This window comes from Rhodococcus sp. Q, assembly GCF_005503035.1.
In the GTDB taxonomy this organism is placed as follows: Bacteria; Actinomycetota; Actinomycetes; order Mycobacteriales; family Mycobacteriaceae; genus Rhodococcus_G.
Window position 1 is genome coordinate 117,334 of record NZ_SCOY01000009.1, and the last position, 15,266, is coordinate 132,599.

The window sequence follows — 15,266 nt, forward strand, 5'->3', positions numbered from 1 at the left end:
AGGTCGAACACATGACGAACAACGTCTCCGTCATCGTTGCCGGAGCCCGCACCCCGATGGGACGCCTGCAAGGATCGTTGAAGGACTTCTCGGGATCCGATCTCGGCGGGGTCGCGATCAAGGGCGCACTGGACAAGGCCGGGGTTGGCCCCGAGCAGGTCGACTACGTCATCATGGGCCAGGTCCTCACCGCTGGCGCCGGACAGATCCCCGCCCGGCAGGCCGCGGTCGCCGCGGGCATCCCGATGAGCGTGCCCGCGCTGACCATCAACAAGGTGTGCCTGTCCGGCGTCAACGCCATCGCGATGGCCGACCAGATGATCCGCGCAGGCGAGTTCGACATCGTCGTCGCCGGCGGCCAGGAGTCGATGACCCAGGCCCCGCACATGCTCGAGAAGTCCCGCGCCGGCTTCAAGTACGGCGACGTGGCCCTGCGCGATCACATGGCGTACGACGGCCTCCACGACATCTTCACCGACCAGGCGATGGGCAACCTGACCGAATCCGCCAATGCCGGTGAGCGGTTCGTCTCCCGCGCCGAGCAGGACGCGTTCGCGGCCGCGTCGCACCAGCGCGCGGCTCGCGCCTGGAAGGACGGCCTCTTCGACGACGAGGTCGTGCCCGTCTCCATCCCGCAGCGCAAGGGCGACCCCATCCTCTTCGCCACCGACGAGGGCATCCGCGCCGACACCACCGCCGAATCCCTCGGCACGCTGCGCCCGGCGTTCTCGAAGGACGGCACCGTGACCGCCGGTTCGGCGTCGCAGATCTCCGATGGTGCGGCAGCGGTCGTGGTGATGAGCAAGGCCAAGGCACAGGAACTCGGCCTCGAGTGGATCGCCGAGATCGGCGCCTCCGGGCAGGTCGCCGGACCGGACTCGACTCTGCAGTCCCAGCCCGCGAACGCCATCGCGAAGGCGTGCGCGCGGGAGGGTATCGACCCGACCGACCTCGACCTCGTCGAGATCAACGAGGCGTTCGCCGCGGTCGGAATCGTCTCGGCCCGCGAACTCGGCATCGACGCGGAGAAGGTGAACGTCAACGGCGGCGCCATCGCCCTCGGCCACCCCCTCGGCATGTCGGGGGCCCGCATCGCGCTGCACCTCGCGCTGGAACTGCAGCGTCGCGGCGGCGGCGTCGGTGCGGCTGCCCTGTGCGGCGGCGGCGGACAGGGTGACGCCCTGATCATCCGGGTCCCGAAGAGCTAGCTCTCGAAAGGGCAAGGAACACAGGGAAAGACCCCCCGTGTCGGCGTGGAGGACGACGCGACACCGGGGGTCTTTCGCGTACTCGGGTTCAGAACCGCGTTGCTGGGGACGGTCCTACCCCTGAACCCGAGGGATCGGGTGACATGCCCTAGGTGACCTTCTCGGTGACCGCCTTCTCGGTGATGGCCTCCGCGGCGACGGCGACGTCGTCGGCGTCGGTGGTGACGACCGCCCCGCCGAGCTCGGGTGCCTCGACGGAGTAGGCGGATTCGCCGTGCACCGCGACGTCGAGGCCGTCACGCTCGACCTCGTGGTCGACGCGCAGGCCGGTGACCTTGTCGATGCCCTTGGCGATGAGCCAGGTGACGGCGAACGAGTAGGCGAGGACCGCAACCACAGCCACCGTCTGCTTGCCGAGGAGACCGAGTCCGCCGCCGTAGAACAGGCCCGCGACACCGTTCGGGGCCGCCTCGGTGGCGAGGAATCCGATCAGCAGGGTGCCGAGCACACCGCCGACGAGGTGGATGCCGACGACGTCGAGTGCATCGTCGTAGCCGAGCTTGAACTTCAGCGAGATCGCCACGCAGCACACCGCACCGGCGACGGCGCCGATGACGAGAGCGCCGATCGGGGAGACCGCACCACAGGCGGGGGTGATGGCGACGAGTGCCGCGATCAGGCCGGAGGCCGCACCGAGCGTGGTGGAGTGGCCGGTGCGGATCCGCTCGACGAGCAGCCAGGCGCAGATGCCTGCACACGACGCCGCGAGGGTGTTCAGCACGACCACCGATGCACTGTTGCTCGCCGCGAGCGCGGAGCCACCGTTGAAGCCGAGCCAGCCGAAGAGCAGGATGCCTGCGCCGAGCATGGTCAGCGGAAGACTGTGCGGTCGAGGCGGGTTCGCGAAGTTGTGCCGCTTGCCGAGCACCAGGATCAGCGCGAGGGCGGCGATGCCTGCGTTGATGTGGACGGCGGTGCCGCCTGCGAAGTCGATGGCGCCGAGGGTGTTCGCGATCCAGCCGCCGATGACGGAGCCGTCGGAGCTGTCGAACGCGAAGACCCAATGGGCAACCGGGAAGTAGACGAGGGTGAGCCAGATCGCTGTGAAGCCCATCCACGCGCCGAACTTGAGGCGGTCCGCGACGGCACCGGAGATGAGGGCGACGGTGATGGCGGCGAACAGCATCTGGAACGCCGCGAAGAGGGCGGGCGGCAGTCCGGGTTCGGCCGGGGCCTCGAGAAGTTGGCCGAGGCCGAGATATTCGAGCGGGTCGCCGAGCAGTCCGGCGCCGCCGAGCGAGTCACCGAAGACCGCGGAGTAGCCGAAGAGCACCCACAGGACGCCGACCAGTGCGAACGCACCGAAGGTCATCATCATCATGTTGAGGGTGCTGCGGACACTCACCATGCCGCCGTAGAAGAGCGCCAGACCCGGAACCATCAACGCCACCAGGCCGGTGGCGGCGAGGATCCAGGCGGTATTGGCCGCGGCAAGAGCCTGATCCATGCGGTCCACCTTTACGTTCGAAGGAGCCACCGCTCGATCGGCGGTGGGTGCGACGCCCGTCTTACGGAGGGAATCGTCGTCACCCGAGAGTGGACTGCCGCCTCACAGCACGCAAGCGGTGTGCGTGAACTCTGAGTTAACGCGGATCGGGTTGCAGCACTTGGCAACCCGACGGAATCATGACACCGGAAGTGGTAACGCAAGCGTCACACGAGCGTTGCATCTCCGGCACACGAAAGAGCCTGTGTCAGGCGTCGTCCAGCCACCGCGCGACCGGGATGGCCGCGCGTTCCGACGCAACCTCCGCGAGCGCCGCCCGGAAGGCACGGACCGCGGGATGTGCGGCCCGTCCGTCGCGCACGGCGGTGTGCAACGTCCGATGCGGGTCGCCGGGCAGGCCGATCAGCTGGACGCCGCCCTGATGCCGTCCGGCGATCAGCGCGGGAATGAAGGCGACGGCGTGCCCCGAGCTCACGAGGTGTGCCTGCAGGAGCGGATCGGAGTTCTCGAACGCGATCGGAGGCTCGAAACCTGCGGTACGACAGACGGCCCGCCCCCAGGCCCCGGTCGGAGAGTCCGCCGGGTCCAGGGCCCACGGCGCCGCACGCAGATCCGCCAACACATTCGGCGCCGACGCCCACGGTCCGGTGGCGGGGACGGCCAGGCACAGCCGGTCGCGGACGAGATCGGCTCGGTCGACGCCGACCCGGATCTCATCGGGCAGACCCGGATACTCCTCCCCGAGAATGACGTCGAACTGATGCGACAGGAGCGCACTGTAGGCGGGCCCGACCTCGCGATGACTGATCTCGACCCGCAGCTGCGGATGCCGCTCCGCCAGCAGGGTCAGTGCTGGCGGGGCCAACTCGACGACGACGGATTGGAACGACGCGACGCGCAGCGTGCCCCGGATCTGGGGCTGCGCGGCGGCAAGCTCGGATTCGGCCTGTTCGAGGCGGGCCAGCACGGCCTCGGCGTGCGCGACGAGACCGACGGCGTCGTCGGTGAGGCGCACTCCCCGGCCAACGCGCTCGAACAGCGTCACGCCCGTCTCCCGTTCGAGCAGCGACAACTGCTGCGACACCGCGGACGGCGTGTACGACAGTGCCTGGGCGACCTCGGCGAGCGTGCCGCGGCGGTGGAGTTCGCACAGCATCCGCAACCGCATGACGTTCAGCACGGCGTCCCACCTATTGATTAGTTCTACTGACCGAAATAGCGAAGAACAATTCGCTGGACTGATGATACGACGGTGGCAATGCTGAATGGGTGACCGTCCTCCCCCGCCCCACGACGACCGGCGCGAACACGCCCGCGGTGGCACTTGTCCTCGGATCGTGCGTCTCGCTGCAGTTCGGGGCGGCGACGGCCGCCCACCTCTTTCCCGTGATGGGATCGTGGGCGGTCACAGCGCTACGACTGACGATCGCGGCGGCGATCCTCCTCGTCGTGGTCCGTCCTCGCGCGGACAGGTGGACACGTCACCAGTGGCGGTCCGTGCTCGTCCTCGGCTGCGCCCTCGCCGGGATGAACGGGTTCTTCTACGCCTCCATCGCCCGCATTCCCCTCGCGGTCGCGGTCTCGATCGAGTTCCTCGGCCCACTCCTGCTCGCCGCGGTCCTCTCCCGACGCCGGCGCGACCTCGCGTGCGTGGCGCTGGCACTGGCGGGCATGACGCTCCTCGGACTCGAGAACGCCCTGACCGCATCGTCCCTGGACCCGGTCGGCATCGCCTTCGCTCTCGTCGCGGCGGTGTTCTGGGCGCTGTACGTGCTCGCGACGGCGAAGGTGGGCGAGACCGTGCCGGGCCACGGGGGTCTCGCGGTCGCACTGGCGGTCGCGGCGGTCTGCGTGCTCCCCGTCGGCGCGTCGGGTGCCGCGAGTGCGCTGACCGACCCGCGACTGCTCGCGATCGCGGCGGCCACCGCCGTCCTGGCGTCGGTGATTCCGTACACGCTCGAACTCGCCGCCCTGCGCCGCCTGCCCCGTCACGTCTTCGGGGTGCTCCTCAGCTTCGAGCCGATCATGGCGCTCGTCGCCGGATGGCTGCTCCTCGACCAGTCCGTCGGGCTCACCCGCCTCGCTGCCATCGCACTCGTCGTGGTTGCGAGCATCGGCATCACCGCGTCGGCGAGCGAACCCGCGCGGTTGCTCACTCCACACCCGGAGGAGCACCGTGTTCCGGCCCGGCAGTGACGGCCGCGCGCACCTGCGCAGGCCCTCCGCCCCAGGTAGCGGGGCCGCGCCATTGTCTGCCCTGCAAAGGTGCCCACACCTCACCCGCGTGGGATGAGGCCAGCGTCCTCCCGGACGCCCTAGCGTCGGAACCGGTAACCGACGGCACCGACGGAAGGGGTTCTCGTTGACCGCGAATCGACCCGGGCCATCCACCACGACGGTCGACGCGAAGCGACTGTGGGCGGGTGGGGCCGCAACGGCCCTGGTCGCGGCGCTCGCTGCGCTCGTGGGACTGCTCCTCGTCCGCGACGTCCTCGACGTTCCGGTCATCACGCCCGCGACCGGGATCGGGGACTCCCAGGCCGCGAACCTCGCCGGGCACGCGGTGGTCGCTGCCCTGATCGCCACCGCACTGCTCCACGTCCTGCTGCTCACCACGCCCCGGGCGACCAGCTTCTTCGGCTGGATCGGTGTGCTCGCGACCATCGCCGTCGCACTGCTGCCGTTCGCGGCCGCGGGGACGGCCGCGTCCCGGCTCTGCAGCGCGGCCATCTATTTCGTCGTCGGAATCGCCATCGTGACATTGCTGAGCGGTGTCGCGAGGTCCGCCCGAACCAACTGAACGAGGAGAACGATGACCGACCAGAAACCCGCTGTCGCGAGCATCGAGGCACAGCACGCCGAGTCGACGCGCGCCTTGCCGTTCTCGGACACCCAGGACTTCGAGGACGCGCAGCGCGGCCTGATCGCCTCACTCGAGCCGGGCATCGTTCGCAACGATGCAGGCGAGACCGTCTGGAACAGCGACGCTTTCGCGTTCCTCTCCGAGGAGTGCCCCGACACCGTCCACCCGAGCCTGTGGCGTCAGTCGCAACTGTGCGCCATGCAGGGCCTGTACGAGGTCGCCGACGGCATCTATCAGATCCGTGGACTCGACCTGTCCAACATGACCCTCGTCGAGGGCGACACGGGCGTGGTCGTGATCGATCCGTTGATCTCCGAGGAGACGGCCGCTGCGGGCCTGGCCCTGTACCGCGAGCACCGCGGGGACCGTCCGGTGACGGGCGTGATCTATTCGCACTGCCACATCGACCATTTCGGCGGCGTCAAGGGTGTCACGACCCAGGAGGACGTCGACTCGGGTCGCTGCCCCGTCCTGGCACCGACCGGTTTCGTCGAGCACGCGGTCGCCGAGAACGTCTACGCCGGAACGGCGATGGGGCGGCGGGCCGCCTACATGTACGGGGCGGCACTGCCGCGGGGGCCGCGCGGTTCCATCGGCGCAGGTCTCGGCCCGACGACGTCGACCGGAACCCCGACGCTGATCAACCCGACCCTCGACATCGACCACACCGGGCAGACGGAGATCGTCGACGGCATCACCATCGAGTTCCAGCTGACGCCGGGCACCGAGGCACCGTCCGAGATGAACTTCTACTTCCCCGATCTGCGGGCGCTGTGCATGGCGGAGAACGCCACTCACACCCTGCACAATCTGCTGACGCTGCGCGGTGCGCTGGTCCGCGACCCGCACGTGTGGGCGAAGTACCTGACCGAGTCGATCCACAGGTATGCCGGGCGCTCGGACGTGCTGTTCGCGTCGCACCACTGGCCGACGTGGGGGACGGAACGGCTCACCGAGTTCCTCTCGGTGCAGCGCGACCTCTACGGATACCTGCACGACCAGACGCTGCGGGCACTGAACAAGGGCGCCACCGGAATCGAGATCGCCGAGGACATCCAGCTGCCGCCCGGCGTCGAGCAGGTGTGGCACACGCACGGCTACTACGGCTCGGTCAGCCACAACGTGAAGGCCATCTACCAGCGCTACATGGGGTGGTTCGACGGCAACCCGGCGCACCTGTGGGAGCATCCGCCCGCCGAGTCCGCGGCGCGTCACGTCGAGTTCATGGGCGGCGTCGACACGGTCCTCGAGAAGGCCCGAAAGTCGTTCGACGAGGGCGACTTCCGCTGGGTGACGCAGGTGGTGAACTACGTGATCTTCGCCGAGCCCGACAACGCGGAAGCCAAGGCACTGCAAGCGGACGCGTTCGAGCAGCTCGGGTACGGGTCGGAGAACGGCACCTGGCGGAACTTCTTCCTGATGGGCGCCTACGAACTGCGCAACGGACCGGTCGGGACGCCGACGGCGACCGCGTCCCCCGACATCGCGAATGCGCTGAGTGTCGAGCAGCTCTTCGACGCCATCGCACTGCGCGTCGACGGGCCGAAGGCGTGGTCCGCGGACATCGCCATCGACTGGAAGGTGAGCGATTCCGACGTCGTGCACCGCACCCATCTGCGCAATGGGCTTCTCGTCCACTTCGATGTGACCGGTGACCTCGCGAGCCCCGACGCGACCTTCACGCTGTCGAACGCCGCCCTGCACTCCGCGCTGATCGGCGGTGGTGACATGGCCGCGATGATCGCCGACGGCACGATCACCGTGGGCGGCGACCCAGCGGTGCTGGTCGAGATGGTCGGTTACCTCGACGAGCCCGACCCGGACTTCGCAATCGTCACCCCGTAGCCCGACCGTTCTCGCCGCCGCCGCGACGCACAACACGGCGGCGGCGAGAACGGGAATAGTGGGGCCCGTGCGCGTACTCGTGGTGGACGACGACCCCGGCGTGGCGGAAACGGTCTGCCGCATGCTGGTCGCGGAGGGCTGGGTCGTCGACGTCGCGCACGACGGGCGTGCCGGTTTCGAGAAGGCGAGTACGGAACACTTCGACGTCGTGATCCTCGACATCATGATGCCCGGGCTCAACGGGTACGAGGTGGTGCGGGAACTCAGGACAACGGGCGTCTGGACTCCGGTGTTGATGCTGACCGCGAAGGACGGGGAGTACGACCAGGCGGACGCCTTCGACTTCGGCGCCGACGACTACCTGACGAAACCCTTCTCGTTCGTGGTGCTGACGGCGCGACTGCGTGCGCTGGTACGTCGGGGGGCGCCGGCCCGACCGACCGTGCTGACGGCCGGATCGTTGACCGTCGACCCCGCGTCTCATGTCGCGATGCGCGGCGACACCGAATTGACCCTGACACCACGAGAGTTCGGGGTCCTCGTGTACCTGACGCGACGCAAGGGCGAGGTCGTGACGAAGGCGGAGATCCTGCAGGCGGTGTGGGACGTCAACTACCGGGGCGACGAGAACGTCGTCGAGGTGTACATCAGCTATCTGAGGCGCCGGATCGACACCCCGTTCGGCTGCAAGGCCATCGAGACGATCCGTGGTGTCGGCTACCGGCTCGCGGCCGACGGCGGCGGCTGATCCGCCCACGTCTGCAGCGGCAGGTCGAACCCGACCGCCGCGCCGCCGCTCGAGGCGCCCGCCACGGTGACGTGACCGTCGTGCGCACGGACGATCTCGGTGACGATCGCCAGACCGAGACCCGACCCGCCGCGCGCCCGATCGCGGGTGGCGTCGAGGCGAACGAACCGCTCCAGGACGCGTTCCCGGTCGGACTCGTCGATTCCCGGTCCGTCGTCGGAGACGACGACGCTCACCCGTCCGTCCCGGACGGTCATCGTGACGTCGATGCTGCCGTCGGCGTGCCTGACCGCGTTGTCGGTGATGTTCCGCAGGGCGCGCGCCAACTTCTCCTCGTCGCCGCGAACACGCGCCGCGACGATGTGCGCGGTCACCACCCGCCCGCCGAGCGCTTCCAGGCGGGCGACATCCGCGGCGACCACCTCGTCGAGATCGACGTCCGCCACGCGCAGCGGCACGCCGTTCTCGTCGGCGCGGGCCAGGAACAGCAGGTCCGCGACCATGCCCTGCAACCGGAGCGCCTCCGGCATCATCACCGTCTCGACGGTCTCCGGGTCGATCGGGCGGTGCATCGTCCGCGACAGGTCGAGCAGACCGACGAGGGTGGTCAGCGGACTGTTGAGCTCGTGCGACGCGTCGTTCACGAACCGCATCTGCTCGCTGCGCGCGGTGTCGATCCGGTCGAGCATCGCGTTCATCGTGACGGCCAGCGTTGCGATCTCGTCACCGGTGTCCGGCACCGGGACCCGCTGGTTCAGGTCGCCGCCGGAGATCTCGTCGACCTGCCTGCGAATGTCCCTCACCGGTGTCAGCGCGCGGCCGATGACGTAGTAGGCAAGCAACGCGGTCCCCAGCACGACGAATGGGATCACCACGGCACTGAGCGCGCCGAGGAACAGGACACGCGAGTAGAGCCGGGTCTCGTCGGCGCCGACCTCCACCGTGACCGGGCCCGCGTCCGGCGTCGAGACACCGATGAACGAGACCCGGTACCGGGTTCCGTCCGGAGCGGCGCGCACGCCTGCGATCCGGTCCGAACCGCCCGGCAGCAGTGCAGGACCCAACGCCCCCGACGGGTACCGCTGACCGCTGACGATCACGCGGCCGTCACCATCGACGACCTGGACGACGTCCACGTGCCTGCCTGGCGTCAGCACCGACTCGTGAAGGGCTCCGATACCGTCCGAACGCGCGACGTCCTCGATCTGCCTCGCCCGGGCCGTGGTCGCGACGTCGGCCGAGTACCCCGCCGAGCGGTAGAGCGCGACGAGCACCGCACCCGCGGCAAAGGTCACGGTGACCGCGACGAGCAGCGTCGCCAGCAGCGTCAGGCGGACACGTACCGGTCGAGCCCACCGCCGGACCCGACCCGTCAACGTCGAGATTCGGGGTCGCACGACAACGACAGTAGCCAGGACGACCTGCCCGGCGAACAGCTACTCAGCGTCCGCTAAGCATGGCGGGGCCAGCATGGTTCAAGGCGCGCACCGCGTCCCGAGAGCCCGAGCCGAAAGAGTCCGATGCCGACGATGCCCGACCGTGTCCACTCCGCATACGAGGCCGAGATGTACGACGCCCGCACCGCGAGCACCGACGCGGCGAAGTGGGATCACCTCGAACTGGCCCACCTGATGACCGAGGCGTTCCCGTGGCCCCACGTCCGCACACACCTGGCGATGCTCGGGCTCGCGCTGCGTCTACGCGACGGCCGCGAGGTCACCGCGCAGGTCGGAGCCGTGGTCGCCGTCGTCACCTCACGCGGCGGGCACGGAGCACGGTGTCGTGCGAGTGGTGCGTCCCGGCAGGCGCAGGCGCGGTCCGCGCCCGGGTCTCGTTGATCTCCACCGTCCACTCGTCGCCGAGGAGGTCGGCGATGTCGGCGGGCGCGTAGAAGTCGGCGGGGTCGAAGTCGAGTTCCTCGCGCGGTGGCAGGTCCCCGAAATCGTGATGGCCGATCAGCAGGGTTCCACCCGGAGCCACCGCCGCGAGCAGTCCGCGGACAGTCGCGTGATCGTGCTGCCTGACGACCGGAAAGTACTGCGCGGAGACGAGATCGAACGATCCCGAGGTGGGTGCGGACGCCGTCAGGTCGGCCTGCCTCCACTCGACGCGGCCGTCGACGTCCAGCGCCGCAGCGCGGTCGAGGGCGACCTGGGACACGTCGAGTGCCGTCACCCGCCAGCCCTGTTCGGCCAGCCACAGCGCGTCGCCGCCCTCACCGCACCCGACATCCAGTGCGCGTCCGGGCGTCATGCCGGCCACCTCGGTGACGAGCACCCCGTTGACTGCACCGCTGAACAGCTGTTCCGTGCCTGCGTACCTCTCGTCCCAGAACCGGGCGTCCATCTTCATCCGTCACTCCTCTGTGGATCTCCCCGACAACCTTGCCGCGAGTGCGGCACTACGGCAATGAACCTTGCTCAATCAGCAAGAGCGGTTCCGAAGCGAATCGCCACCCGCCGTCCGGCACGTGCCGGACACTGGAAGTGCGCGTGCAGTGGCGGGGTACGGCGACGCGACCGGAGGTTCAGCCGATGGAGCCCACGACCGAGCAGTTCGACGCGGTGATCGTCGGAGCCAGGTGTGCGGGCTCGGCCACGGCCATCGCCCTGGCCCAGCGTGGACTCCACGTCCTCGCGATCGACTCGGCGCGATTCCCCTCGGACACCCTCTCGACCCATCTGCTGTGGCCGACGACCCTGGCGGAGATCCAGGCGATCGGCGCCCTGCCCGCCGTCGAGGCCATCGGCGCCCCGCGGATGCCGATCGCGCAGGCCGCCCTAGATGACATCGTCTGGGAGACCGGCTATTCCGCGGTGTCCGGCATCGACTACGCGATGTGCGTGCGCCGCACGCGCCTCGACGCCGTCACCCTCGGGGTCGCGATCGACGCGGGCGCCGTTGTGCGGCAGCAGTGCACCGCCACCGCGCTCGTCCGTACGGGCGGCCGCGTCGCCGGACTCCGCTACACCGATTCCGACGACCGGGAGCACGAGGTGCGCGCACCGATCGTCATCGGCGCGGACGGACGAAAGAGCTTCGTGGCGAAGGCAGTCGGCGCCGACGTCCCCCTCCTGGCGCAGCCGAGCGGGCGCGCCTGCTACTTCGCCTACTGGACGGACCCGCACGCGGATCTGCGCCACATCGCGAGCCAGTGGCGAGTGGACGGACTCCTCGGCACCGCCTTCCCCTGCGACGACGGCAAGGTGCTGTCGCTGCTGCAGCCACCGATCGACCTGATCCCCGAATTCCGCGGACGCAAGGTGCGCGAGGCGTACCTCGCGGGCGTCGACGCCCTGCCCGGTCTCGCGAAGCGGCTCGCCGGATGCGAACTCGTCTCGCAGGTACGGTCGTGCACCGGAATCGAGTCCTACTTCCGCCGGTCCAGCGGCCCGGGTTGGGCGCTGGCCGGCGACGCAGGCCACTTCAAGGATCCCGTCACCGCGCAGGGCATCCGGGACGCCTACCGCTACGGCCGACTCCTCGGTGAGGCACTCGCGCCGGTCCTCGGATCCCGCACGGGCGTCATCCCCGACAAGGTCGACGCGGCGACCGCGCGCTGGGCGACGCAGCGGGAGCGGGACTGCATCGAGATCTACCAGTGGACGAATGTCCTCGCGGCAGGCCAACCCCCGTCCCCCATCGAGTACGAGCTGTACTACCGCGCGCAGTCCCGCCCCGACTACGCGGCGACCCTCGCCGACATCTACAACCGCGTCGCCGCGCCGTCCGAGATGACCCCGCCCCGGACCATCACTGCCGCGGTCGCGAGCGCCCTGCGGCGTCCCGGTGTCGCGGGGCGGGACGTCGCAGGCGACGTTCGCGACCAGGTGGGCCGGGTGGGCCGGGACCTGTTGCAGCGCCGCAGATTCCTTTCCACCCGGTGATCACCTGATCGCCGGGTCGCATCAGCCCGGGATCTGCCGGGCCAGGTCGTTCCGGTCGAAACCCGAGAACTGCCGGGTGTCCGAGCAGTACCCGCAGTTCTGGCCGAAGAACTCCGCGCGGGCATTGGGGTCGTCGAGCAGCCAGTACCTCAGCCAGGCCGTGCTCGGGCCGCGCATCGCGCCGCCGGTGATGCCGGTACCGAAGTGGCTGGCGCCGCGCAGTTCCAGGTACTCGGCGGGTACGTGGTCGGCGTCGCGGTACATCGCGCGCACCACCGACGGCCAGACGACGAGGTCGACCTGACCCGCGAGATAGAGCACCGGCTCGTCGATGAGGTCGACGTCGTTGAGCGGTCCGGGCTGGATGGCGACGACGGTGTCGACCCGGTCGTCGATGGCGGCGTTGATCGCGCCGGACCCACCCTGCGAGTGCCCTGCCGCACCGATGCGGTCCAGATCGACCTTGCCGTAGAACACGCTCCCGGGGTCGGCCGCCTCGGCCGCGACCAGATCGATGCCGGACCGCATGGTGATCGCGAAGTTGCTCGTCGGGGTGTTGGCCGCGACCACGATGAATCCGTGGCTCGCGTAGTGACGCAGCAGCGAGGTGTAGGCGCCGGGAACGACGCCGGTCCCGTTGCCCCAGAACACAACCGGATGCTTCTCTCCGCGGGCACCGAGCTCACGCGGGTAGTACAGGGTGTGCACGACCCCGATCGAGACCTCCGGGGTGTACGGTCCCGCATCGGCCCAGCGATGCCCCACCTCGGGGATCGCGGACGACTGGGCTGTGGCCGTGCCCACCGGCACGGTCATCCCGAGTACCGCGCACACGGCGGCGGCGATAGCGGTCCTGCGGAGCATCACACGCGCTTTCGGCATTGCTGGTTCACCTTTCGGTTCGAGGGTCATTCGGTCAGGCTTGCGTGCATCCGCGCCGAGTCCGCACCGACGCGCCGAGCGGCGAGGTGGATGAACACAGCGGTCAGCGCGAGCATCAGCGGCACCAGGTACATCGCGGAGTTCAGGCCGTCGCCGGCGAACGCCGTGACATCCTGCACCCCTGCGCTTTCCGCTGCTCGCTCGGCGAAGAGGTCGGAGAGCCCGCCGACGACAACGGGTCCGGCAAACCCGCCGAGGAGATACATCGCGGCGAAGAACAGGGCGGTCGCCGTCGCTCGCAGTCGCGGCACGACGACGTCGTGGATCGCCGGGTACACGCTGATGTAGAAGCCGTAGGCGAGCAGCCAGCCGAACGCGAACAGGGCGGTGAACGCGGCGACGCTCCCACCGTTCTGCATCAACGCGAACACGGTCAGCGGCGCCGCGGCTGCGGTCGTGACGACCCCGATGGTGAGCCGAGCCCGCGGCGACGTGGCCGAGGCGCGGTCCGCGTAACGGGCACCGAGCAGCAGACCGAACAACCCGGTCAGCCCCACGATCACGCCGGTGAGGACGGCAGCGGACGTCAGCTTCAGCTCGTACTGCCGCATCAGGAGCGGGACGGTGAACGAGTTGACCGCGTAGGCCGCGAAGTTGAAGGTCAGCCCGGCGAGGATCAGCCACCGCAGTGTGGGGATCGACAGCAGGTGCCGGATCGGGTTCGGAACCGGACCGGAGTCGGTTGTCGAGACCTGTTCCGCGGCCCCGCGTTCGGGGTCACGCATGCGGAGCATCACCAGCGCGAGGACGACGCCGGGGACCGCGGCGAAGAAGAACGGCGCCCGCCACGAGTCGAAGGTCTCGGCGATCCGTCCGACGGTGAAGTACGCCAGCATGAGACCGACCGGAAGCCCGAGCATGAAGATGCCGACCGCCCGCGAGCGGCGATCCGCGGGATAGAGGTCGCCGATCATCGAGTTCGCGGCGGGCGTGAAAGCGGCCTCCCCCACCCCGACGCCCAGCCGGGCGAGGATGAACAGCACGTAGTTGCCTGCGGCGCCGGTCGCCGCAGTCAGACCACTCCACACGAGCAGGCCGACGCCGATGATCCCCGGGCGGTTCCCCCGGTCGGCGAGCCTGCCGAGTGGGAGTCCGGCGATTGCGTAGACGACGGTGAACGCCGACGTGACGAGGCCCAGTTGCAGATCGCTGAGCGCGAATTCGGTCTTGATGGGTTCGGCGACGACCGAGGGGATCGCGCGGTCGAAGAAGTTGAGGAGATTGGCGAGGAACAGCGCGACCAGCGCGCCGGACAGGATGGTGGTGCGGCCGGTGGCCGGGGCATGGGTGATCGTCGCGGGTCGCGTCATGGGGAACCTCGGTGTCGACGGGTCGGGGAGACTTGGAGGGAACTGCGGGTCAGCGGAGTTGGTCGGCGACGTACGCGCCGATCGCCTGCATGCCGAGCGCGGTCGGGTGCAGCGGCGCTGCGGATTCCGCCGGAACGGCACCGGCGTAGTGCGCCCGGCTCGGATCGGCGCAGATGTCGTGCCCGGCCGTGACGGTCCGGATGTCGACGAAGGTCATTGCGCGGGAACGCACCTGCTCCGCCATCGCGTCGTTGACGGAATCCATCACGCGCTGCAGGTAGTCGGCGTCGCGCGGCCACATCGGCTGCCGGTCGGGGCATCCGCCGGGGCGGGTGTAGGTGCCGTAGCCGACGACGACGATCTCGGCATTCGGGGCGTGCGCCCGGATCTCGTCCAGGGTCTCGCCCCACTGCGGAGCGGCGCGGTCGACGAGTCCGCGCATCTGGTCGACGCCACCTGTGGTGAACGTGTCGGCGCACGAGGTGCCCGACGGTTCGGGCAGCGGGTTGAGGCACCGCAGCGCCGTCGTGAACAGGTTGACGTCGTTCGCGCCGATCGTGACGGTGACGAGGTCGGTGTCGGCGGTGAGCGCGTCGACCTGCCGTGGGACGGCGCCGGTGAACGTGGTCTGCGCGACGTCCGCGATGTGGCTGCTCCGCGCGGACGAGCACGTCACGTCCGTGAGGCGGGCGCCGAGGGACTGCGCGACGACGGACGGGTAGTTGTGCAGCGACCGCAGGCAGCCCGGGGTCGCGGGGTCCTGGTCCGGGATCAGCGGCCCTGCTGCGGCCGAGTCGCCGAGCGCGACGTAGTCGAGTGTCCCGGCGGGCTGCGCCACGGAACCGCCTGCCGAGGCGGCGAGCAGGCAGCCTGCGGCTGCGACGACGACTGCCGTTCGGGTCCTGAGGTGCACGAGACTCGTCTCCTTCGGTTCGGTGACGCCGGATGCACGGATT

14 protein-coding genes are annotated in these 15,266 nt (G+C 69.5%); 7 read left to right on the plus strand and 7 right to left on the minus strand.

Annotation, left to right across the window (positions count from 1 at the left end):
* Positions 1-11 precede the first annotated feature (11 nt).
* Positions 12-1,208 (plus strand): acetyl-CoA C-acetyltransferase, encoded by a 1,197-nt coding sequence (locus FFS72_RS12220; RefSeq protein WP_137874186.1) that lies wholly within the window; start codon positions 12-14, stop codon positions 1,206-1,208.
* A gap of 148 nt (positions 1,209-1,356) precedes the next feature.
* Here FFS72_RS12220 and FFS72_RS12225 read toward each other — a convergent pair whose 3' ends face one another.
* Together FFS72_RS12225 and FFS72_RS12230 are read right to left on the minus strand one after the other, a co-directional pair.
* A complete protein-coding gene (locus tag FFS72_RS12225; RefSeq protein WP_050063525.1) occupies positions 1,357-2,715 on the minus strand; it encodes an ammonium transporter in 1,359 nt (452 codons plus the stop codon).
* 247 nt (positions 2,716-2,962) lie between these two features.
* Entirely contained in the window at positions 2,963-3,895 is a 933-nt protein-coding gene (locus tag FFS72_RS12230; protein ID WP_137874187.1) for a LysR family transcriptional regulator, read from the minus strand.
* An 89-nt stretch (positions 3,896-3,984) separates the two neighbouring features.
* On the opposite strand from FFS72_RS12230, the gene FFS72_RS12235 reads away from it, so the two are divergent.
* The 4 genes from FFS72_RS12235 to FFS72_RS12250 all read left to right on the plus strand — a co-directional run bounded on the left by FFS72_RS12235 (position 3,985) and on the right by FFS72_RS12250 (position 8,171).
* Positions 3,985-4,911: an EamA family transporter gene (locus FFS72_RS12235; RefSeq protein ID WP_137874188.1), complete on the plus strand. Its 927-nt coding sequence runs from the start codon at positions 3,985-3,987 to the stop codon at positions 4,909-4,911.
* Positions 4,912-5,077: 166 nt separating this feature from the next.
* The gene (locus FFS72_RS12240; RefSeq protein WP_137874189.1) at positions 5,078-5,515 is read left to right on the plus strand and encodes a DUF6069 family protein; all 438 of its coding nucleotides are present in this window, start codon (positions 5,078-5,080) and stop codon (positions 5,513-5,515) included.
* Between the two features lie 12 nt (positions 5,516-5,527).
* A complete protein-coding gene (locus FFS72_RS12245) occupies positions 5,528-7,423 on the plus strand; it encodes an alkyl/aryl-sulfatase (protein WP_137874190.1) in 1,896 nt (631 codons plus the stop codon).
* A gap of 67 nt (positions 7,424-7,490) precedes the next feature.
* Positions 7,491-8,171 (plus strand): response regulator transcription factor, encoded by a 681-nt coding sequence (locus tag FFS72_RS12250; protein WP_137874191.1) that lies wholly within the window; start codon positions 7,491-7,493, stop codon positions 8,169-8,171.
* On the opposite strand, the gene FFS72_RS12255 is transcribed toward FFS72_RS12250, so the two are convergent.
* On the minus strand, positions 8,141-9,568 hold the full coding sequence (locus tag FFS72_RS12255) for a sensor histidine kinase (RefSeq protein WP_249353256.1): 1,428 nt from the start codon (positions 9,566-9,568) through the stop codon (positions 8,141-8,143). The two genes, FFS72_RS12250 and FFS72_RS12255, sit on opposite strands and share 31 nt — an antisense overlap.
* Before the next feature lie 132 nt (positions 9,569-9,700).
* Here FFS72_RS12255 and FFS72_RS12260 point away from each other — a divergent pair, with 132 nt between their 5' ends.
* On the plus strand, positions 9,701-10,009 hold the full coding sequence (locus tag FFS72_RS12260; RefSeq protein WP_249353257.1) for a DUF3703 domain-containing protein: 309 nt from the start codon (positions 9,701-9,703) through the stop codon (positions 10,007-10,009).
* Here the strand turns inward: FFS72_RS12260 and FFS72_RS12265 are convergent.
* Positions 9,921-10,523 carry a class I SAM-dependent methyltransferase gene (locus tag FFS72_RS12265; protein WP_249353258.1) on the minus strand — a complete coding sequence of 201 codons (603 nt, stop codon included), beginning with the start codon at positions 10,521-10,523 and terminating at the stop codon, positions 9,921-9,923. The genes FFS72_RS12260 and FFS72_RS12265 overlap by 89 nt on opposite strands.
* Positions 10,524-10,705: 182 nt before the next feature.
* Between FFS72_RS12265 and FFS72_RS12270 the strand changes: the two genes are divergently transcribed.
* Positions 10,706-12,058 carry an NAD(P)/FAD-dependent oxidoreductase gene (locus FFS72_RS12270; RefSeq protein WP_137874193.1) on the plus strand — a complete coding sequence of 451 codons (1,353 nt, stop codon included), beginning with the start codon at positions 10,706-10,708 and terminating at the stop codon, positions 12,056-12,058.
* A 21-nt stretch (positions 12,059-12,079) separates the two neighbouring features.
* Here FFS72_RS12270 and FFS72_RS12275 read toward each other — a convergent pair whose 3' ends face one another.
* Genes FFS72_RS12275 through FFS72_RS12285 form a run of 3 tightly spaced genes read right to left on the minus strand, consistent with a single transcriptional unit; the run spans position 12,080 to position 15,223 of the window.
* The gene (locus FFS72_RS12275) at positions 12,080-12,940 is read right to left on the minus strand and encodes a poly(ethylene terephthalate) hydrolase family protein (RefSeq protein ID WP_249353259.1); all 861 of its coding nucleotides are present in this window, start codon (positions 12,938-12,940) and stop codon (positions 12,080-12,082) included.
* Positions 12,941-12,966: 26 nt separating this feature from the next.
* Positions 12,967-14,310: a spinster family MFS transporter gene (locus tag FFS72_RS12280; protein ID WP_212744350.1), complete on the minus strand. Its 1,344-nt coding sequence runs from the start codon at positions 14,308-14,310 to the stop codon at positions 12,967-12,969.
* A 49-nt stretch (positions 14,311-14,359) separates the two neighbouring features.
* Positions 14,360-15,223 (minus strand): SGNH/GDSL hydrolase family protein, encoded by an 864-nt coding sequence (locus tag FFS72_RS12285; RefSeq protein ID WP_137874194.1) that lies wholly within the window; start codon positions 15,221-15,223, stop codon positions 14,360-14,362.
* Between the last annotated feature and the right edge of the window lie 43 nt (positions 15,224-15,266).

What these genes read in the sequence shown, in the direction of transcription:
- FFS72_RS12225 (WP_050063525.1), bottom strand. Translation starts at nt 2,715, where the DNA reads ATGGATCAGGCTCTTGCCGCGGCCAATACCGCCTGGATCCTCGCCGCC.
- FFS72_RS12260 (WP_249353257.1), top strand. Translation starts at nt 9,701, where the DNA reads ATGCCCGACCGTGTCCACTCCGCATACGAGGCCGAGATGTACGACGCC.
- FFS72_RS12265 (WP_249353258.1), bottom strand. Translation starts at nt 10,523, where the DNA reads ATGAAGATGGACGCCCGGTTCTGGGACGAGAGGTACGCAGGCACGGAA.
- FFS72_RS12245 (WP_137874190.1), top strand. Translation starts at nt 5,528, where the DNA reads ATGACCGACCAGAAACCCGCTGTCGCGAGCATCGAGGCACAGCACGCC.
- FFS72_RS12280 (WP_212744350.1), bottom strand. Translation starts at nt 14,310, where the DNA reads ATGACGCGACCCGCGACGATCACCCATGCCCCGGCCACCGGCCGCACC.
- FFS72_RS12275 (WP_249353259.1), bottom strand. Translation starts at nt 12,940, where the DNA reads ATGCCGAAAGCGCGTGTGATGCTCCGCAGGACCGCTATCGCCGCCGCC.
- FFS72_RS12270 (WP_137874193.1), top strand. Translation starts at nt 10,706, where the DNA reads ATGGAGCCCACGACCGAGCAGTTCGACGCGGTGATCGTCGGAGCCAGG.
- FFS72_RS12220 (WP_137874186.1), top strand. Translation starts at nt 12, where the DNA reads ATGACGAACAACGTCTCCGTCATCGTTGCCGGAGCCCGCACCCCGATG.